15 protein-coding genes, 6 tRNA genes and 1 pseudogene are annotated in these 18145 nt (G+C 55.4%); 10 read left to right on the forward strand and 12 right to left on the reverse strand.

Going from position 1 to position 18145, the window contains the following annotated elements; translation table 11 throughout:
• Positions 1 to 30 precede the first annotated feature (30 nt).
• The 5 genes from RR51_RS24505 to RR51_RS24525 all read left to right on the forward strand — a co-directional run bounded on the left by RR51_RS24505 (position 31) and on the right by RR51_RS24525 (position 473).
• A tRNA-Asn gene (locus tag RR51_RS24505) sits at positions 31 to 106 on the forward strand.
• 4 nt (positions 107 to 110) lie between these two features.
• Positions 111 to 187: transfer RNA gene (locus RR51_RS24510), tRNA-Pro, on the forward strand.
• Between the two features lie 6 nt (positions 188 to 193).
• Positions 194 to 269, forward strand: a tRNA-Lys gene (locus RR51_RS24515).
• Positions 270 to 315: 46 nt separating this feature from the next.
• Positions 316 to 392, forward strand: a tRNA-Pro gene (locus RR51_RS24520).
• A gap of 5 nt (positions 393 to 397) precedes the next feature.
• Positions 398 to 473 (forward strand) — tRNA-Lys (locus RR51_RS24525).
• A gap of 176 nt (positions 474 to 649) precedes the next feature.
• On the opposite strand, the gene RR51_RS24530 is transcribed toward RR51_RS24525, so the two are convergent.
• The 4 genes from RR51_RS24530 to RR51_RS24545 form a co-directional block, all read right to left on the reverse strand.
• Positions 650 to 1945: an NAD(P)/FAD-dependent oxidoreductase gene (locus RR51_RS24530; protein WP_003260618.1), complete on the reverse strand. Its 1296-nt coding sequence runs from the start codon at positions 1943 to 1945 to the stop codon at positions 650 to 652.
• An 84-nt stretch (positions 1946 to 2029) separates the two neighbouring features.
• A complete protein-coding gene (locus RR51_RS24535) occupies positions 2030 to 2203 on the reverse strand; it encodes a DUF3094 family protein (protein WP_013970765.1) in 174 nt (57 codons plus the stop codon).
• A 133-nt stretch (positions 2204 to 2336) separates the two neighbouring features.
• Positions 2337 to 2966 (reverse strand): DUF1780 domain-containing protein, encoded by a 630-nt coding sequence (locus RR51_RS24540; RefSeq protein WP_013970766.1) that lies wholly within the window; start codon positions 2964 to 2966, stop codon positions 2337 to 2339.
• Between the two features lie 55 nt (positions 2967 to 3021).
• On the reverse strand, positions 3022 to 3453 hold the full coding sequence (locus RR51_RS24545; protein WP_039614954.1) for a hypothetical protein: 432 nt from the start codon (positions 3451 to 3453) through the stop codon (positions 3022 to 3024).
• A gap of 86 nt (positions 3454 to 3539) precedes the next feature.
• On the opposite strand from RR51_RS24545, the gene RR51_RS24550 reads away from it, so the two are divergent.
• Positions 3540 to 4247 (forward strand): energy-coupling factor ABC transporter permease, encoded by a 708-nt coding sequence (locus RR51_RS24550; RefSeq protein ID WP_039614955.1) that lies wholly within the window; start codon positions 3540 to 3542, stop codon positions 4245 to 4247.
• Positions 4248 to 4382: 135 nt separating this feature from the next.
• On the opposite strand, the gene yacG is transcribed toward RR51_RS24550, so the two are convergent.
• The 4 genes from yacG to RR51_RS24570 are packed head-to-tail and all read right to left on the reverse strand — an operon-like array spanning position 4383 to position 7280.
• A complete protein-coding gene (gene yacG, locus RR51_RS24555) occupies positions 4383 to 4583 on the reverse strand; it encodes a DNA gyrase inhibitor YacG (RefSeq protein WP_003260624.1) in 201 nt (66 codons plus the stop codon).
• Positions 4580 to 5203: a dephospho-CoA kinase gene (gene coaE, locus RR51_RS24560; RefSeq protein ID WP_013970769.1), complete on the reverse strand. Its 624-nt coding sequence runs from the start codon at positions 5201 to 5203 to the stop codon at positions 4580 to 4582. The genes yacG and coaE overlap by 4 nt, the downstream gene beginning before the upstream one ends.
• The gene (locus RR51_RS24565) at positions 5203 to 6069 is read right to left on the reverse strand and encodes a prepilin peptidase (protein WP_039614956.1); all 867 of its coding nucleotides are present in this window, start codon (positions 6067 to 6069) and stop codon (positions 5203 to 5205) included. Before RR51_RS24565 ends, coaE begins: the two co-directional genes overlap by 1 nt.
• 2 nt (positions 6070 to 6071) lie before the next feature.
• Positions 6072 to 7280, reverse strand: a complete 1209-nt coding sequence (locus RR51_RS24570; protein WP_039614957.1) for a type II secretion system F family protein — start codon at positions 7278 to 7280, stop codon at positions 6072 to 6074.
• A gap of 215 nt (positions 7281 to 7495) precedes the next feature.
• On the opposite strand from RR51_RS24570, the gene RR51_RS24575 reads away from it, so the two are divergent.
• Both RR51_RS24575 and RR51_RS24580 read left to right on the forward strand, forming a co-directional pair.
• Complete coding sequence (locus RR51_RS24575; RefSeq protein ID WP_039614958.1) at positions 7496 to 7906, forward strand: pilin; 411 nt, start codon at positions 7496 to 7498, stop codon at positions 7904 to 7906.
• A 71-nt stretch (positions 7907 to 7977) separates the two neighbouring features.
• Positions 7978 to 8053, forward strand: a tRNA-Thr gene (locus RR51_RS24580).
• A 149-nt stretch (positions 8054 to 8202) separates the two neighbouring features.
• Here the strand turns inward: RR51_RS24580 and RR51_RS29690 are convergent.
• The 4 genes and pseudogenes from RR51_RS29690 to RR51_RS28580 form a co-directional block, all read right to left on the reverse strand.
• Positions 8203 to 9365 (reverse strand): IS3 family transposase gene (locus RR51_RS29690; protein ID WP_152619936.1). Its coding sequence is split into 2 segments (ribosomal slippage): positions 8203 to 9110 and positions 9110 to 9365, totalling 1164 coding nucleotides; the frame shifts between segments, so codons are not numbered across the junction.
• 478 nt (positions 9366 to 9843) lie between these two features.
• Complete coding sequence (locus tag RR51_RS28575) at positions 9844 to 10704, reverse strand: response regulator (protein ID WP_052261100.1); 861 nt, start codon at positions 10702 to 10704, stop codon at positions 9844 to 9846.
• Positions 10701 to 13763, reverse strand: a complete 3063-nt coding sequence (locus RR51_RS29695; protein WP_082044755.1) for an ATP-binding protein — start codon at positions 13761 to 13763, stop codon at positions 10701 to 10703. The genes RR51_RS28575 and RR51_RS29695 overlap by 4 nt, the downstream gene beginning before the upstream one ends.
• Before the next feature lie 664 nt (positions 13764 to 14427).
• Positions 14428 to 15589, reverse strand: a pseudogene (locus tag RR51_RS28580) (IS256 family transposase).
• 601 nt (positions 15590 to 16190) lie between these two features.
• Between RR51_RS28580 and RR51_RS24610 the strand changes: the two are divergent.
• Positions 16191 to 17105 (forward strand): gamma-glutamylcyclotransferase, encoded by a 915-nt coding sequence (locus RR51_RS24610; RefSeq protein ID WP_039614961.1) that lies wholly within the window; start codon positions 16191 to 16193, stop codon positions 17103 to 17105.
• A gap of 611 nt (positions 17106 to 17716) precedes the next feature.
• Complete coding sequence (locus tag RR51_RS24615; protein WP_015268870.1) at positions 17717 to 17944, forward strand: hypothetical protein; 228 nt, start codon at positions 17717 to 17719, stop codon at positions 17942 to 17944.
• The last annotated feature ends 201 nt before the right edge of the window (positions 17945 to 18145 follow it).

Here is an 18145-nt window from a genome sequence, read left to right on the forward strand (position 1 = left end):
CGAAGCTGTAAAGATGTACCGAAGTTCAGTTCCGCGATAGCTCAGTCGGTAGAGCAAATGACTGTTAATCATTGGGTCCCTGGTTCGAGTCCAGGTCGCGGAGCCAATCTCGGGGTGTAGCGCAGTCCGGTAGCGCGCCTGCTTTGGGAGCAGGATGTCAGGAGTTCGAATCCCCTCACCCCGACCATTTTCCGGGTCGTTAGCTCAGTTGGTAGAGCAGTTGGCTTTTAACCAATTGGTCGTAGGTTCGAATCCTACACGACCCACCATGTAAAAAGGGCATCTCAGTGAGATGCCCTTTTTCTTTAAGTATCACGGGGTGTAGCGCAGTCCGGTAGCGCGCCTGCTTTGGGAGCAGGATGTCAGGAGTTCGAATCCCCTCACCCCGACCATTTCCGGGTCGTTAGCTCAGTTGGTAGAGCAGTTGGCTTTTAACCAATTGGTCGTAGGTTCGAATCCTACACGACCCACCATGAAAAAAAGGGCATCTCGCATGAGATGCCCTTTTTTTGCGTTGAATTTACCCCACAAGAATGCGCTCTTGGGCCCACACAGCCCTGTGTGGGAGCGGGTTCACCCGCGAATGCGGCAGCAGGTTCACCATCGCATTCGCGGGTAAACCCGCTCCCACAGGGTATGCAGGTGTCTGTCAGTGCAATTTCAGGCGCGGCTCGGTACCCCGGCCAATCTTGCTACCCAGCATCATCAACGCCGTACGGAAGAACCCGTACAACGCCATCTGGTGCATCCGGTACAGCGACACGTAGAACATCCGCGCCAGCCAGCCCTCCAGCTTCACGCTGCCCATCAGGTTACCCATCAGGTTGCCCACCGCCGAGAAGCGCGACAGCGACACCAGCGAACCGTAGTCCTTGTACTCATAGGTCGGCAGCGCCTTGTTCTCCAGCCGCGCCTTCAAACTCTGCGCCAGCATCGAAGCCTGCTGGTGCGCCGCCTGGGCACGTGGCGGCACGTTGCGGTCGCTACCCGGTTGCGGGCAGGCCGCGCAGTCACCGAAGGCAAAGATGTTGTCATCGCGCGTGGTCTGCAAGGTAGGGCGTACCACCAGCTGGTTGATGCGGTTGGTTTCCAGGCCATCGATGTCCTTGAGGAACGCCGGCGCACGGATACCAGCCGCCCACACTTTCAAACTAGCCTGGATCACTTCACCGTCTTTGGTTTTCAGGCCATCCTCGGTCACTTCACTGACGGCGGCATTGGTCATCACCTTCACCCCGAGCTTTTCCAGGGTCTTGTGCACCGGCACGCTGATGCGCTCTGGCAGCGCCGGCAGTACGCGCGGGCCGGCCTCGATAATGGTGATGTGCATGTCCTTGGGCTGGATGCGGTCCAGGCCATAGGCCGCCAGTTCGTGGGCCGCGTGATGCAGCTCGGCTGCCAGTTCCACACCGGTGGCACCGGCACCGACAATGGCCACGCTGATCTTCTCGCTCGCCACGTCACCGGCATGGGCGCGCAGATAGTGGTTGAGCAACTGCTGGTGGAAACGCTCGGCCTGCTTGCGGGTGTCGAGGAACAGGCAGTGCTGCGCCGCGCCCAAGGTGCCGAAGTCGTTGGTGTTGGAACCTACGGCAATGACCAGGGTGTCGTAGCCCAAGGTGCGCGCAGGCAGCAGCTCGCGGCCCTCTTCGTCGAGGGTGGCGGCCAGTTGAATCTGTTTGCCTTCACGGTCCAGGCCGCTCATGCGCCCCAACTGGAAGTTGAAGTGGTTCCACTTGGCCTGGGCCACGTAGTTCAGTTCGTCTTCCGAGGAGTTCAGCGAGCCGGCGGCCACTTCGTGCAGCAGGGGCTTCCAGATGTGCGTGAGGTTGGCGTCGACCAGGGTGATCTCGGCCTGCTTGCGCTTGCCCAGGCTTTTACCCAGGCGGGTCGCCAGTTCCAGGCCGCCGGCGCCGCCGCCGACAATCACGATGCGATGAGTCATGGGGATATCTCATAAGGTTTACGGAATTCGTGGCCCCGGGGGCCGGCCGCAAACTGCACGAGGGGAGGGCGAGCGCGAAGCAGCTCATAGCACCAGTCCACTGAGCAGGCGGCTGATGAGACCCAACCCGATGGTCACGGCCACCACCAGCACAAGGAGCAGCCACGGCCGGAAGGGCCTGCGCTCGACTTGGTGCTGGGGGGCTCGCAGATACTCATCGACACGACGCTGATCTTCCGGATTCAGGCGGCTGGTCATGGTGGGGCCTCGTCAGGTAGACGTTTGGGACTGCGTAAACGCTACAGCGTTCACGCAAGCGCTTGAAACAAATGATAAGGCTTTCTATCTCCGGCGCCGAGTGTACGCCATCGCAAACACTCGCTGCAGTGGATCAAAGACTGATGCCCACGTCGAACACAATGCTGCGGCCCAGGTTGCCGCGCAGGAAGTCCGGCGCATCGGGGTGGGCGAACAGCACCCGGGCAAATGTCGGCCCGACCAGTGACAGCGAGCGCCAGCCCTGGCGCAGATATTCGGTGGGCGGCGGGAAATGGGTATTGAGGTCGAGCACTTCGCGCTTGAGGCTGGCGAAGGCAATGATATCCAGCTCGTTCAGTTCCAGCCCGCGTTCCCGGTAGTTGTGCGCCTTCTTGCGCAAGGTCGGCGCCAGCCGCCCCAGCAGCTCGGTGGCACTGATGCGCCGCGGGCGCGCTTCGCGGCGCACCAGTTGCGCCAGGGAAAACGCACTGCGCCGGCGCTGCAGTTCTTCGCGCCATTCATCGTTGAGCCGGCGGCCCTCGTCGAGCACGAAAAACACCTCGAACGCCGCGTCGCGGAACAGCACATCTGGCGGTTCTTGCCCGGCCGGGGTGAAGTCCTCGCTGCGATAGGGGATGTTCAGCCCCTGCAACAGGCGTTGGCACACCCAACGCTCCCGCTCCCACTTGCGGGCGTTGGAGAGAAAGGCATTGGCTTGTTCCGCCTGGATGGTAAGCAGGCGCAGGTAGTCTGAGTCATCCATGCAGACAAGCTTAGCTGCTAATCGATGACGATAAGATGCTGTTTGTGCGCAGAAATCAGCCCAGTATTGGCCATTGCTGCACCACCCCAAGCAGGTGCACCAGGCCAAACCCCAGGCAGATCAGCGAACTGACCACGATGAAACGCCGCGAGCGCCCGGTACCCGCCAGCAATATCGGCCCCAGCAGGCCGCGCGCCAGGTACACCAAGGTGATCAGGCAGATGGCCGGCAGCAGCAAGGGCAACCGCCCGATGGCCCCGGCAGCTGACAGCGCATACCCCGACCAGGCCAGCAGCGCGCAGGCGATGGCTGCGGTGATCAGCCCTGGGTACCAGCGGCCGTTTTCGGCGGCCACGGCCATGCGCTCGCCGGCCCCGAACAAACGGTACCAGCGCGGCCCGACGGCGATGATGACCAGGTGAAGTACGCCGATGATGGCGTTGAGCGCTGCTGCCAGCAGCAGGGCGAGGTTGATTCCTTCCGGCATGAGCAATGCTTCCTGCATCGAGTGAGGGTGCCAGCCTAGCGCAACCGAATGAAACGGAGAATGGGTGTAGACTCGGCTTTATCCACATGGCTGCAGGGGGCATTCGTCAGGTGATCAGCGCGCAGGTGTTGTCGGGCACCACCCTTACGCTTGGCTGGCTGGGATATGTGCCGTTGCTGATCTGGGCGGTCAGCCAGGTGCGCTGGGTTGAGCTGTTCACCGACCGGCGCCGCCAGCATCTGCTGTTTGGCACGGTGTTCTGCCTGTTTGCCTTGTGGTTGGTGCGGCGCGATTTCGATACCGGTGTGTCGTACCACTTCATAGGCATGACGGCGGTCACGCTGTTGCTGGACTGGCCACTGGCGGTGCTGGGCGGGTTCATGGCCCAGCTCGGTTTGCTGGTGCTGGGGCGTCAGGACCTGGCGGCGCTGGGGGTGAATGGCTTGTTGCTGGTTGGCCTGCCGGTGCTGATCGCCGAGGCGTGCGCGATAGGGGTCGAGCGCGCCCAGCCGCGGAACCTGTTTGTGTATATCTTCTGTTCAGGGTTCTTCCCGGCGGCATTGACCGTGCTGGCCTGCCTGTCGGCTGCGTTGGGGCTGTTGTGGCTGGACGGGCGCTTCGCCATGCCGGAGTGGCTCAGCGATTTTGTCGGCTACCTGTGGCTGATGATGTTCCCCGAAGCGTTCATCAACGGCACGGTGATCAGTGCGCTGGTGGTGTTTTGCCCGGAGTGGCTGGAAACCTTCAACCGCACGCGGTATCTGCAGGCGCCGTGGAAGGAGGATGAGCGGTGATTTTGTGGCGGCTGTACTGGCCCTTTCGCGGGTAAACCCGCTCCCACAGGTATTGCACCAGCCTTGAAAGCCGTGAGGTCTCTGTAGGAGCGGGTTCACCCGCGAAAGGGCCCTGAAGGACACCTTGCTATCGGATCAATGCCGCGGCTCCAAATCCCCCGAGTACAGCTCATCCTCGGACTCTTCCGCCCCCGGAATCTTGTGCTCCTCCGCCGCCCAGGCCCCCAGGTCGATCAGTTTGCAACGGTCCGAACAGAACGGCCGGAACGGGCTTTTCTCGTTCCATTCCACAGGTGCGCCACAGGTCGGGCAATCGACGGTCAATGGCTGGCTCATGGCTGGCCTCCTCGTAAAGTCAGGTAAAAGTGGTGCAGGCGGTCAATCTGCTGATGCAGCGCGGCCAGGTCGCCGTCATTGACCACCACATCATCGGCATGGCGCAGGCGCTCCTCACGGGCCAGCTGGGCCTTGAGAATGGCCTGCACCTGCTCGGCACTGGTGTTGTCACGCGCCAGGGTACGCGCCACCTGCAGCTCCTGCGGCGCATCGATCACCAGCACCCGTTGGGTTTTCTGGTGCTGGCCCGACTCGATCAGCAGCGGCGACACATACACCGCATACGGCGACTCCGCCTTGGCCAGGTAGCTGAAAATCTCCTGCCCGATCAGCGGGTGCAGCAATTGCTCCAGCCATTTGCGCTGCGCCGGGTCGGCGAATATCAGCTGGCGCAGTGCCGAACGATCGAGTTGGCCGTCCGCCTGCAGTACGCCGGCGCCAAAGCGCTCGACGATGCTGGCCAGGGCCGGGCGGCCAGGCTCGACCACCCAACGCGCCGCCTGGTCGGCATCGACCAGGTGCACGCCAAGCTCGACGAAACGCTCGGCAGCGGCGCTCTTGCCGCTACCAATGCCGCCGGTCAGGCCGAGAATCCAGGGGGTAAAGGCCGCAGTGGTCATCAGAATCCAAGCAGGTTTGTGTATGAAGCGTATATTTCATCACCCCAGAGCACGGCAATCCACCCCGCAATCGCCAGATAGGGGCCAAACGGGATCGCCGTGCCCATCGCATGGCGGCGCAAGCGCAACAGGCACAGCCCAGCCAGCGCCCCGACCACTGACGACAACAGCAAGGTCAATGGCAACACCTGCCAGCCACCCCAGGCCCCGATCAGCGCCATCAGCTTGAAGTCGCCATAGCCCATGCCTTCCTTGCCAGTGGCCAGCTTGAACACCCAGTACACCGTCCACAGGCTGAGGTATCCGGCCACCGCGCCCCACAACGCACTGGTCAGCGGGACGTAGAGGCCAAAGGCGTTGACGATCAGCCCCAGCCACAGCATCGGCAGCACCAGCGCATCCGGCAGCAACTGGTGCTCGGCATCGATCAGGCTCAGGGCCAGCAGGCACCAGGTCAGCGGCAGCGCCAGCAAGGCCTCGGGCGAAACACCAAAGCGCCAGGCCACCACTAGCGACAGCAGCGCGCTGGCCACCTCCACCAACGGGTAGCGCGGGCTGATGCGGGTTTTGCAGGCTGAACAACGCCCGCGCAAGGCCAGGTAGCTGATGACCGGAATGTTCTCCCATGCGCGAATCCGATGCGCACAATGCGGGCAGCGCGAGGCGGGTAGCCACAGGTCGAAACGCTCGTGCCGCGTGATCGGCAACTCCAGCATTTCCTGCGCCTCACGCTGCCATTGCCGCTCCAGCATGATCGGCAGGCGGTACACCAGCACATTGAGAAAACTGCCCACCAGCAGGCCGAGCACCGTGGCCAGGGTGAGAAAGTACGCCGGCTGCTCAGCCAGCAAAGTCCATAAAGTCATGTTCAGATCAAGCTACCCAACTGGAAGATCGGCAGGTACATCGCCACCACCAGGCCGCCCACCAGCAGGCCCAGGACCAGCACGATGGCCGGCTCCAGCAGGCTGGTCAACTGGTCCAGCGCCTGGCTGACCTGTTCCTCGTAATGGCTGGCGGCTTTTTCCAGCATCTGGTCCAGCGTGCCACTGGATTCCCCGATGGCCGTCAGTTGCACCAGCAGCGGCGGAAACAGCGGCTCAGCGGCCATCGCCTGGTGCAGCCCCTGCCCATTGGCCATGCCCTGGCGCAGCCGCAACACCGCCTGCTCGTGCAGGTCGCCGCCACTGACCTTGGCCACCGTGCCCAGTGCATCCAGCAACGGCACCCCGGCGGCGTAGGACGTTGCCAGGCTACGCGCAAACCGCGCCAGCGCCGCCTGCCCCAGCAGCGTGCCGAACACCGGCAAGCCCAGCACCCGGCGAGATATCCACAGGCGCGCTGGCGCGTGCTGCCGGTAGAGCTGGCGCATGGCAAAACCCAGCACCACGCCCATCACCAGCAACAGCGGCGCAAAGCGGCTCAGCCCTGTGGACAAGTCGATCACCCATTGGGTAAATGCCGGCAACGCCACGCCCATGCCCGAGAACATGCCCTCGAATTTCGGAATCACCTCCAGCAACAGGATCGCCGACACCCCTAACCCCGTCAGCAACAGCAGCAACGGGTAGATCATCGCCTTGCGCACCTTCTTGTGCAGCACCCGACGTTGCTCAAGCATGCCCGCCAACTGTTCCAGCTGCCGGTCGAGCGTGCCGGACTGCTCCCCCACCCGCACCAGGTTGCAGTACAACGCATCGAACCAGCCCGGGTGGCGCTGCAACGCATCCGCCAGCCCCAGGCCCGAGGCCACATCCTGTTTCAATCTATCCAGCAACGCCGCCTGCGCCGCATCACAGCCACTGCGCCCCATCACCTCGAACGCCTGCAGCAGCGGCACCCCGGCCTTGAGCAAGGTCGCCAGCTGCCGGCTGAACCCCGCCGGGTCGGCCTTTGCCCGCCGTTTCGGCAAACTGAACGTCAGCCCACCGGCAGGCCGCAAACTGGCCACCTTGATGCCCTGGCGGATAAGCCCGGCACGCACATAAGCCGGGCTGCGCCCGGACGTTTGCCCGCTGACAGGCGCGCCGTTGGCGTCGGTGCCGTGCCAAGTGTAGAGGAGTGTGGATTGAGTCATGCAAGGTCCTTTTTCTGCCCAAGTGACAAGCCTGGAAACAGCTTGCCGTGTCCATCCAAGGGCGTGCGTCCGAGATGCTCACTAGAGTAGTTCAGCGAAGACGACGCCCAAGCGGGCAGGGGTGACAAAAGGTGTCTGTTCAGGCCTACTGCGCCGCTGCCAGCCGGGGTCGAGCCTGACCTCAACGAGTACGCGTATCAAAAAGGAAAACGTTCATGAAAGGGCAACGCGGTATCACCCTGATCGAACTGATGATCGTCGTCGCGATCATCGGCATTCTGGCGACCATCGCCTTACCGATGTACACCAACCACCAGTCACGCTCCAAGGCCGCGGCCGGGTTGCTGGAGATCAGCGCGCTGAAGACCGCGATGGACCTGCGGTTGAATGACGGGAAGGATGTGCCGGATGTGGCCGCGCTGGGCGGCCAGCCGGCGACGGCGCACTGTGCGATCACGGCTAGCGGCAAGGCGGCGGAAGGCACCGGGAGCATCGTTTGCACGCTGGTGGATGCGCCGGCCAATGCGCTGGGCAAGGCATTGACCCTGACGCGTTCGGCTAGCGGGTGGGCGTGTACGACCGACATCGAGGAAGACCTGGCGCCGAAGGGGTGCAAGGCGCCTTGAGGGTGGGGCAATAAACTAGCGGAAACAGGGGTTTGCGTAACGGGTGCGAGCAGTGGTACGTTGCGCTACACGCCGGTGTAGCTCAGTCGGTAGAGCAGCGCACTCGTAACGCGAAGGTCGCAGGTTCGATTCCTGTCTCCGGCACCAGAGACCAGTTTCCAGAAGTCTATGACTGTCTACGAAACGCCCCGCAAAGCCCGCCTAGTGCGGGCTTTGTTGTTTCTGTCTGTCTCTTTTTGTCTCTGGGCATCTACGCGATTTAGGGATATGGTTAGGGATATCTCGGTTTGTAGTGGTCAACTAATCCCGGACACCGGATTAAGTTTTTCCTCGGCAATCGCCGGAGGTAACCCACCGTTGAACTGATGCGGTCGCCCCCAGTTGTAGCGCTGCATCAGAAACCTGCCGATGTCCTGCTGTGCCTGCGCAGCACTCATGTAGCCCACACTTGGCACCCACTCCGTTTTCAGGCTGCGGAACAAACGCTCCATAGGCGCATTGTCCAAGCAATTACCTCTGCGGCTCATGCTTTGCTTGAAGCGGTAACGCCACAACCGCTGACGAAAAGCTCGGCTGCCATACTGGCTGCCCTGATCACTGTGAAACAGTACATTCTGCGGCCGCCCGCGGTGCTTGTCCGCCATGTCCAGCGCCTTGATGACCAATTCGCTGTCCGGTTTGGGTGAAAACGCCCAGCCCACCATGCGACGTGCAGAAAGGTCGATAACTGCCGCCACATAGTGCCACTGGCCTTGAGCCCACACATACGTGATGTCGCCGCACCATGCTTGATTCGGTGCCGTAACATCGAATGCGCGCTCCAGCACGTTCGGGATGTCAGGGCGCTCTACTGTGGCCTTCTTGTAGGCATGTGAACCCGGTTGCTTACTGATCAGCTTCATTTCGCGCATCAACTTGCGCACCTTGAAGCGGCCGATCTGAATGCCTTCTTCGCGCATCATGCACATGATGGTTCGACTACCTGCGGCACTACGGCTCTGTGTAAATAGCTCGTTAACCCGAACGCGCAGTGCCAGTCGCGCAACGTCCGGAGATCGCCGTTTATGGCAATGCGCGTAGTAACACGAGCGAGTGACTTCAAACACCGAGCAGAGTAATTCGACAGGCTCCTCGCGGCGGAGCTGATCAATCAACGCGAGCGCTCGTGTTCCTCGGCCATCAAGAGCGCGGTAGCCTTTTTTAAAATCGATTTCTCCCGTTCCAGCCGGTTGATCCGAGCTTCCAACTCTTGGATCTTCTGCTGCTCGGGGGGCAGCGCCTTGCTCGTTGGCGTAGCACCGCCACGTTCTGACTGGAGTTGATTCATCCAGCGGCGCAGCGCCGATTCAACCAAGTCGAGCGACCGGGCGGCTTCAGTAAGGCTATAGCTCTGGTCGAGCACCAGGCCGGCTGCCTCGCGCTTGAATTCGGGGGTGAAAGTACGTCGTTGTCTGCTCATCGAACACCTCTGTGTGGCGACCATTTTCGCCTAAAAAGGTGTCCGGGGTTAGTAGACCACTACAATGGGATGTGTCGATAAAAGAGCTTCTGGAATTAGGGGCCAAGCTTTATGCAGCGAAGCGCTACATGGGGAGAGAGCAAATGGCATTTCACCGTTTTCACTTAAGTAGCCAAGTGGAAAGTTTCACTCACTTTGATGAACGAGATTTAGGCTCTATGAGCTACAATTACTCTCCCGCTCAGATCATAGATCTGGATCTACTCCCAAACTAAACTGTCAATGCGCTAGTATGATTGCTCGCTGAGTGCATTGCTATATCAAAGTGCGGTGATGCGCTCGAATTCAAATGTCAAGTCGCATCGCCTATTCGAGTTATGATGATTTGGAAGCTATAATGTTTGGCGTGTCCGCATGATCTAGTGTGACGTCGTAGAGCGTTGACTCATCTGGTGGGGTCAACGCTTAACTGTTTATTTCAGAAGTGATCTTCTATATATGTCAAGGCCTGTCTTATCCCGAGAAGGTCTGTTTGTGGACCCACTCGAACATAGAAGTGCTCCTCTACTTTACTTTGGCTAGATTTCCATTTCAAAAAAACCGGTCTATTGCTTTGTAGGCTTTTCACGTGGAAGATCAACTTCCCATGACTCTCAATGATATCGGTTTTAATAAACTCCGAATATTCTGCGCCGATCGCTTCTCTGAAAATGTTCCAGAAATGAAGTTGAAATTTATCCGCGTTCGGGAACGAGTCATTGTCAATCCCCAAAAGTGTCCCGTCGTCACTAACCCCGACAAATAAAGAGCCGCCAGAGGCGTTTAAAAAGCCAGCAACGGTTTTAAGAACGGATTTCTCCATCTCCCGATCTTTCTGGCCAGTATGTAGGTTGACTCTCAAAGTGGACTTGAACTCAATGGTGTCTGTTTCACCGGTCTTAATTGCTTCCGCTAAAGCTACTGTATTTTTTGACTCGCTCTTTAGAGCTTTTTTTAGTTGTCCAGAAAGCTCGCTTGTCAATTTTTCTTTCGTTACATAGTCAACAGCTCCAAGCCTGAGAGCTTTGATAGTCTCCGCTTGGCTGCCTTCTCCTGAGACGACTATTGATGGTATATCGATCTTCAAATCAAGTAGTTTCTGTAGAAGCCACAATCCGCCCCAGCGACCAGGAGGCATAGCCAAATCAATCAAAACCAGATCATAGGTGTTTGTTTGTAGCTTTCTGAGAGCATCTTCGCCATCAGGCGAGAAATGAAAGTTGATATGCTCTAAATTCAAAACTCTTGCGGCACTTGAAACTACGTCTTGTTGGTCGTCCGCCCAAAGTAAATTTATCATGACTCGGCTCCATGTACGTTTTCTTCATGCTCTTGGATCGAAGGCACCCAGACCTTCACGCAAGCTCCTCCGCTGTCGGTATTGGAAAAAGCTATATTTCCTCCGAGCTCCTTAGCGGTTAGCATAACTGCCATGAGGCCTATTCCGTGACCGGACTTTTTTGAGGTTTTCAACGGGGTGCCGGATCTGAGAGACGCAAGTTGATCTTCAGTAAAGCCTGGACCTGTATCAGATACGCTAAACTCAATTCCTTCGAGATCCGTCTCGATGCTGTATAAGAGATTAACGGTGCCTCGGTTTTTCATTGCCTCAACTGAGTTCTTTACAATGTTAGAGATCAATGAGCGCAAACGACGGTCGTCAGTATAGATTCTAGTGGCTGACTCACATGGTGTAAATATTAATGTTACAGAGTTAGGCATCCATGACCATAGCTCGGTTACCAGTGTTTTTATCAGGTCACCAATATTTATTGGCGATATGGTTGTTGGCCCCGTTTGATCTGAAAGGCTTTTAACTATTTCCAGTGCTGCTTTGGCAGTATCCAAATGTCCACTAGCTTCGGCCGCAAGCAAGTATCGTTCCCGCCCAGATTTCTTTTCTCTAGCAAATGCTGAAGTAAAACAGTATCCTAAGATGCTGTTTTTAATATCATGGAGAATTGAGGCTATGCGGTCATTTGCAGCAAGTGCGTATGGGTCTTTGAAATGGTACTGCCACCATAACCCTAAGGAGGTATTTCGAATTTTACTTGTACTGAGAGAGTTGAGGGTGATATGAAGTGAGGTTGGTGATTTTTTAAAGTCTGTTATGGGGAGTATTATCCTCAAGTCATTCCAGATTAAAGATGCTAGAACAGCACTCTGGTTTTCTTCTGACAGGCCGTCAACCTTTAAGCAAAGCTCTTTGTCTTGACTGCTGAACTCAATTGTGACCAAGTCATCTTGTATTAAGTGACCTTTTACCGTATCTAGTAAGCAGAGATGTGAGCCGTCTATTTCAATAATCTGTGCATTGGCGTCAAGTAGGCAAGTTAATTTTGCCTTACCTCGTTGGAGTAATTCAAATTCTTCAATTATTTCTGCAATGGTCGTGATGGCGATGTCGCCACCTTTCAATCGATATGATGTTGCTTCGGAAATTAATCCTTTGAAGGCCGCCGTATCCCTCAGGTCTGATCCTTCGCGAAGAGGATCAGCTTGGGATAGCTCTTCTTCGATAGAGCTGATTGTCTTGGAAAGCCTGCGAACTTCTTTTGAGTTTACGCTTCTTCCGGCATGTCCATAATATTTTAAAATGTTCTCTCTTGCTGAATTCAAGTCTAGGTTGGCATGGTTGTAAATTGATGTTATGAATTTCTCAAATTTTTCAAAGTCTAAATTTTTCGCAAAGTTAACGCCTAAAAAGTTATTGTTAATTAATTTTGCTGATTGTGAAGTCCCTGTTTTGTCGCCAGCACTTCCTGCGAGGCTTATCGAGTGCTTCAAAAGCCACTCAATATATACGTTGTTCTCAGAGTTAGAGGTCAAGTCTCGTTTTGAAGTGAGAACGCTATCAAATATATTCTTGTGTTCTATTGTTAGATTTGACTCCAGGATTGTATTCGGGGTGCCATCATTTTTCTGAGATACAACCGTTTCACCATCTATTCTTAATGCGTATTTTAAGAACTGTGAGTTTAAAACTATGCTGGGCTTGGCGATACGTTTTTGGTTAAGAAAATTAACTTCGGTTTGGAATTTTACTTTAATTCCAAGAAGCTGACATGTTTCTTGGAAGGAGGTTTTTGGTGGAATTATGTTATCCCGTGAGATATCCATTTTTCGAGGGTTGTGTATGAAATGCTCAAGCATTAGCGGGGTGTCTCCGATAAAGCTGTTGGCATTTGATATTTTTTCTAGTTTTGCTATGAGCAGGACGCCGAATAGTGCTTGAATGAATTCTGTTTTGATTGCTTGAGTTAAATGCTTCTCCCCTGGCCCTAGGAGTAAGTTTTTTTCTGATAGCAACTGGTCATAAAGTTTTGCAATGCTGGATGCGTTTACAAGTGTTCTAACAATTTCTCGTATTCCACCTGCTTTGGTTAGGTCATCCAAGCTAAAATTTTTTATAACCGAATCGTGTGCTAACCACTCGATTACACTGGCCCCCAGAAAGGCGAGTACTGCATTATTTTTTCCAAGGACAGAGCATGACTTACCAAAGTTATAACTTCTGTGGGTCAAAGCCAACCCTACAAGAGATAGAGTCCAGTCAGGAAGGTTTAGTTTTTCTAATATTGAATTTAAGTTTCTGAATGTAGATGGTTTGGTTAATTGGTTGGCGATTTTTTTATAGTTTGTAGGGTTGTAGGTGTAGATTAAGCTTTTCTTTCTTGGTGTCTGTAACGCGTGTGTAGCGATAAAGGCTTTGGCTGCCTCTAATTCGGCGATCCGCTTAGAAGAACCTGTGCCTAAGGACTGAACGCCCAAAGCCTGAACGCTAACTTTGAAAGTCTTTGCGTGAGCAAAGCCATTTTCCTCAAGCAGAGTGTAGGTTGGGAGCTTGTGGCCAACCCCTTGGCAATATTCTTGCAGTTGGGTCTTGCTGTCTTTTTCGGGGGCGAGATCCACACCATTTAAAGATACATAGCGATCAAAAAAATTATTGCATATGTCTGTGTAGCCGGTGCTATATTGAATTGAGCCTAGTAATTGGTTGGTCAAAGAATTTAACGTTTCTGCAGATTTTTTTTCCTGACCTGAGACGCCCGGTCCAAATCGCCCTTTCTTTGTTAGCTGCACTTTTTCGGCGATTTGTGCGTATATGAATACTTTAAGCTTTCTTTCAACTAGGGAGCAAGCGCCGGATGCTTTGTCAGCAACATCTACAGCTCGTAAAGCTGAGTGCAAGCTGATTACACTTTTTCCAAGTGATTCCCAGGCATCAATGACTCTATAGTCTAAGTCATGAGTTTTTAATATATCTGAAGCCGTTGATTTAAATGACTTGTGATGCAGGGCGGCAGTCATGAGGTCGTTATTTTCAATTTCCCTAATTAATTCGTTGATTGCATCCATGTAATTATTCCGATGGCAGAATGTTAGGTTTCGTGGCAAAAGGCCATTTTTGCGGAAAAATGGTCATAAGGCAAACGAATTTCGACGCTAAGTTCTAAGCCCGATCATAAGTCTGTAATTCCTATAGGAATGAGCTTCACAGCAATAGGTGAGGGTACCAAGCTTTTCCCCTTCAGTATGATGGGACGTTTCGGGCTTTAGAAGCTCCGAGATCCCTGGAGGGCTCAGGAGAGAATGAAATTCTACGTGGTGCAGGTGTCGTAAAGATTCAGTGGGCTCTGTACTAGAGCCCTTGAATAAAATTGCCGGCCTCAAGGTTTTAGGAGTTGTAGGGTTAACGGCCGTCAAAGCGAAGAAACGCTGTGATAACAAAGGGTTAAGAGCGCTAAGATGCAGCATGGGAGGTGACACGATTAATGCTAGGACATCCATCAGGGCCAGGTCATGTGTTAGCGATTCGGCCGATACTTGATGATGATCTGTTGGTTTAAATCTCTAATGCATCATGACGATTGGTGCCACCGTTTCGGATCCTGGACGATTTGAAACCCTGGCTACCAAAAACCACAGTCTCGTAGACGCGGCATGCCTTCGCGTGTTCTATTTCGATCGTGCCCCAGGAAGTGGTATAACTCATCATGGCTCTGGCCAATGAGTTTGCCGTTTAGTTGATCACGACCAACAGCTTGACCTGTGGATTATCGCTGACTGCCTCAAAGGCCTCCAACTGCATGCAACGTCGTTGCAGGCACCACTCGTTGTTCTGCTCCAGCAGCATTGCGCCTAACGGCCGCGTAATGGCTGGATCGTTGGGAAAAATCCCTGCGACATCGGTGCCACGCTTGATCTCGGCGTTGAGCCGCTCAAGCGGGTTGGTGCTGTGCAACTGCTGTCGATGCGCCTTGGGGAACGCCATGTGCGCCGCGATCTTGGGGTATTTTTCGCATAGCTGATCAGCAACCAAACGCCATTGCTGATGGCATTCGGCGCGGCTGTCCTGGGCGAAGACCGTGCGCAGCCGCGCCTCCATCATGGTGCGTTGGCCTTTGCCGACATGGGCCATGGCATTGCGCATGAAATGCACGCGACAGCACTCCAAGTCGCATTGAATACCTTGGATACGGCAGCTTTCAGACCTTCGTGGGCGTCGGAGATGACCAGCTTCACGCCCCGCAAGCCACGTCACATTAGGCTGCACAGGAGGTCTGTCCAGAACGGCTCAGCCTCTGACGGCCCAACCCGCATGCCCAGGACTTCGCGGCCACCGTCAGTGTTCACGGCCACGGCGATTATTACGGCGACCGAGACGATGCGCCCGGCCTTCCGCACATTGACGTAGGTGGCATCGATCCAGAGATAGGGCCAGACGCCTTCAAGCGGGCGGTCGAGGAAGGCGTGAACGCGCTCATCGATCTCACCAGCTAGCCGTGAAACCTGGATTTTGGAGATGCCGGTCATGCCCATGGCCTTGACCAGTTAGTCCACCGAACGCGTTGCAACGCCTTGGATGTAGGCTCCTGGATCACCGCCGCCATGGCCTTCTCGGCGGTACGTCGAGGTTCAAGAAAGCCAGGAAAGTAACTGCCTTGGCGCAGCTTCGGGATCTCCAGGTCAACGTCGCTTGCGCGGGTTTGCCAAAGGCGATCACGGTAGCCATTGCGGTTATTTGTCCGGTCTGGACTTTTGACATCGAAGCCGGCGCCGCACTGCCCTTCGACGTCGAACTCCATCATGCGCTGGGCAACGAACTGGGTCATTTGCTTGAGCAGATCAGCGTCTGCCCCTTTCTCAACCAACTCGGTCAATGCGATAGTGGGTTTGGTCATCGTGGATTCTTTGGTGAGTGTTTGGTCTTCGCAAACTCAACGTTAGTCAAGAACCACGATTACCATCCTCTCTCGCCCGCAGGGCGCCTTCGGCTGGTTCAGTTACACCACTTCCTGGGACAGGATCGTCAGTAACACCGTTACACGTTTCGCTCCTCCTGTTACACGCGCATTCGGGTAAGTACTTACTGGGTTAACTTAATTAAAATCAATTGCTTAGTGGCTTCGAAACACATGCAACACGTGAAACCTTCCTTCCGCGCTACAGTGCTGATTCCCCCGCCCATGAGGAATCAAAACCTCCAGCGCGAGGCAAGATCACGTGACGGTGCCAATCAGGAAAGGCTCCGGGGACCCTAGGAGAATTGGTGCATTACGGGGCGGGAAACCCGCGGCTCTTTGTTAGTGGGAGGGGGCCCAGCTTAGTGAACTGGTGAACCAGGTTAACAAGCAGCATGTGTGTGATTTTTTGCACAACCGCTGACCAGCCCCATGCTGAATGCGTTCTCAGGCGCAGATGCCAGACGTCGACACGGCTGGATTGGTGATAATCCTTCCAAAATGCTATCAAGCCGATTTCCACCTGCGAGGAAGCGCAGCAATGATTGACGAGCCAGGCACCTGTGTAGAAGGCGATTGCGTTTTTCATGATCACCCCGTCCCGCCTGATGAGTTATCTAGGTACAGCCCTGACAGGGATTACCACGCTGAGAAGGACATCGCTCGTTATGTCGAGGGCCAAGCACCTGATGAGATTGTCCAGCATGTGGAACGCATCAAGAAGGAGATTGCGGTAGGACAGGTCTTTGAGGTCTGGGACGTCACTACCGATAAGGACCGGTGGTGGGTGATCACCAACATGACCAACCTTTACTCACAGAAGTATTTCCCGTCGCTCGACTACACCCTTTCCTTTCACATAGGGCTCATGATGCGGCTCCGTGGTCAGCAGGAGCCTAACTCTGAGCCGAATCCTTTTGATGAAGTTTTCCGGCGCATGGACCAAGCCGAAGATCGTTTGGTGTCCGCCGTTGAAGCGGAAGATTTCCAAGCGGTAGGCATGCTCCTTCGCGAAGCTCTGGTGATCCTAATCACTACGGTTCGTGGGTTATGTGAGATTCCGGTAGAAATCGAGCAGCCTCAGGATGCGAATTTTATCGCATGGTCGGATCTCCTGATGAATCAACTGTGTGCGGGCGCGAGCAACAAGGCACTACGGCAGCACCTCAAGAACCTTGCGAAGGAGGCTTGGCAGCTTGCCAACTGGTTAACGCATACGAAGAGTGCAAGTCGTACGGCCTCCTCGATCGCAATGCACTCTTGCTCAACCGTGGTAGGTCATACCATGCAGGTTCTAAATCGTGCCAGGCAGGATCGGACAGATCAGTGTCCGGTCTGTAAGTCACGAGACGTAAGGAGTCATTACGATATCGACATTCCGCCGAGCGGTGATAGCTATCTCAGCTGTGGCGTATGTGATTGGGATGATCATCCAGGAGTAGAGTCGCAAAGCTGAGTGCACGACCTGTTGCCAAGGAAGGTGCTTCGTGATTTAGGGATACGGTCAAGGATTGCATGAGTGAATGACCAGTAAATACTGGATGAATAAGCCAATATTCGATTCCTGTCTCCGCACCAGAATGAGTTGTCGTGTTTCAGGTCCTCTAGCTACGACTCGCTCCCCTAGCTGACTTTTTCCTACAGTTTTCCGCGAATATTCATACAATGGAGAACCTTGCATTAGCGCACCCTCAGCGATACCTTGCTCAAGTCGCGGCCAATTCCGCGACCGGGTTTGGCGACCCGAACGAAAAGGCGCAACGGCGCCCCGACCACGATTGCAGGCGCTTTTTTTGCGTCCGCAGTTTCGTGTAATGGCGGCTGTGCGTGGGAGACCTTCGGGTCTGCCGAGTTCCTTTTCCTCGGTTCGCCAACCTGCGTACAGCTGCCACCCTAACCGTTTGGCGACGGTCAGCGTGGTGCTTCAACCGAAAAGGACCGCATGCATGCCTACCTCACGTTCAACCAAGATCCTCGCATCCGTTCTCCACCTTTATTCCTGGACGACGCTCAGTTACATCACCTCCAGCCAATCCCGTTCCGCCTCCGCCCAATCGGAGGTGCACCATGACTGACCAAGAACGCCTATCCACCATCCAAAGCTACGCCTGGACCCTCGAACTGCTAGGCGAAGCCCTGGTCCAGCACGACGAAATGCTGGAGTGCGAACACAACCCCCACCTGAGCTTTCGCAACACTGCCGGTATCCACCAGGCGATCCGGATCATCAGCCGTTTGGCCAGTGAGCAGTGTGGGAAGGTGATGGAGCGAAACGGGCAGGACCCTGTTAGTTAGGCAGGATCATTGATGAGCGGCGGGCCGGATATCACGCTTGCGGCTGGCTTTCTGCTAATGGCCTTCTGGTGGTGTATTCCTGTCGGGTAGGGTTATGGGGCTGCTGCGCAGCCCTTCGCAGGCAAGCCAGCTCCTACAGGGACCGCGCTAGTCCCTCCAGCACGGCGAAATGCTGGAGTGTGAACACAACCCGCGCCTGAG

It is taken from the genome of Pseudomonas sp. C5pp (assembly GCF_000814065.1).
GTDB lineage: Bacteria > Pseudomonadota > Gammaproteobacteria > Pseudomonadales > Pseudomonadaceae > Aquipseudomonas > Aquipseudomonas asiatica.

Excerpts from the sequence above, each read along its gene's own strand:
- RR51_RS24530 (WP_003260618.1), bottom strand. The coding sequence starts at position 1,945 with ATGACTCATCGCATCGTGATTGTCGGCGGCGGCGCCGGCGGCCTGGAA.
- RR51_RS24535 (WP_013970765.1), bottom strand. The coding sequence starts at position 2,203 with ATGACCAGCCGCCTGAATCCGGAAGATCAGCGTCGTGTCGATGAGTAT.
- RR51_RS24540 (WP_013970766.1), bottom strand. The coding sequence starts at position 2,966 with ATGGATGACTCAGACTACCTGCGCCTGCTTACCATCCAGGCGGAACAA.
- RR51_RS24545 (WP_039614954.1), bottom strand. The coding sequence starts at position 3,453 with ATGCCGGAAGGAATCAACCTCGCCCTGCTGCTGGCAGCAGCGCTCAAC.
- RR51_RS24550 (WP_039614955.1), top strand. The coding sequence starts at position 3,540 with ATGGCTGCAGGGGGCATTCGTCAGGTGATCAGCGCGCAGGTGTTGTCG.
- yacG (WP_003260624.1), bottom strand. The coding sequence starts at position 4,583 with ATGAGCCAGCCATTGACCGTCGATTGCCCGACCTGTGGCGCACCTGTG.
- coaE (WP_013970769.1), bottom strand. The coding sequence starts at position 5,203 with ATGACCACTGCGGCCTTTACCCCCTGGATTCTCGGCCTGACCGGCGGC.
- RR51_RS24565 (WP_039614956.1), bottom strand. The coding sequence starts at position 6,069 with ATGACTTTATGGACTTTGCTGGCTGAGCAGCCGGCGTACTTTCTCACC.
- RR51_RS24570 (WP_039614957.1), bottom strand. The coding sequence starts at position 7,280 with ATGACTCAATCCACACTCCTCTACACTTGGCACGGCACCGACGCCAAC.
- RR51_RS24575 (WP_039614958.1), top strand. The coding sequence starts at position 7,496 with ATGAAAGGGCAACGCGGTATCACCCTGATCGAACTGATGATCGTCGTC.
- RR51_RS28575 (WP_052261100.1), bottom strand. The coding sequence starts at position 10,704 with ATGATAAATTTACTTTGGGCGGACGACCAACAAGACGTAGTTTCAAGT.
- RR51_RS29695 (WP_082044755.1), bottom strand. The coding sequence starts at position 13,763 with ATGGATGCAATCAACGAATTAATTAGGGAAATTGAAAATAACGACCTC.
- RR51_RS24610 (WP_039614961.1), top strand. The coding sequence starts at position 16,191 with ATGATTGACGAGCCAGGCACCTGTGTAGAAGGCGATTGCGTTTTTCAT.
- RR51_RS24615 (WP_015268870.1), top strand. The coding sequence starts at position 17,717 with ATGACTGACCAAGAACGCCTATCCACCATCCAAAGCTACGCCTGGACC.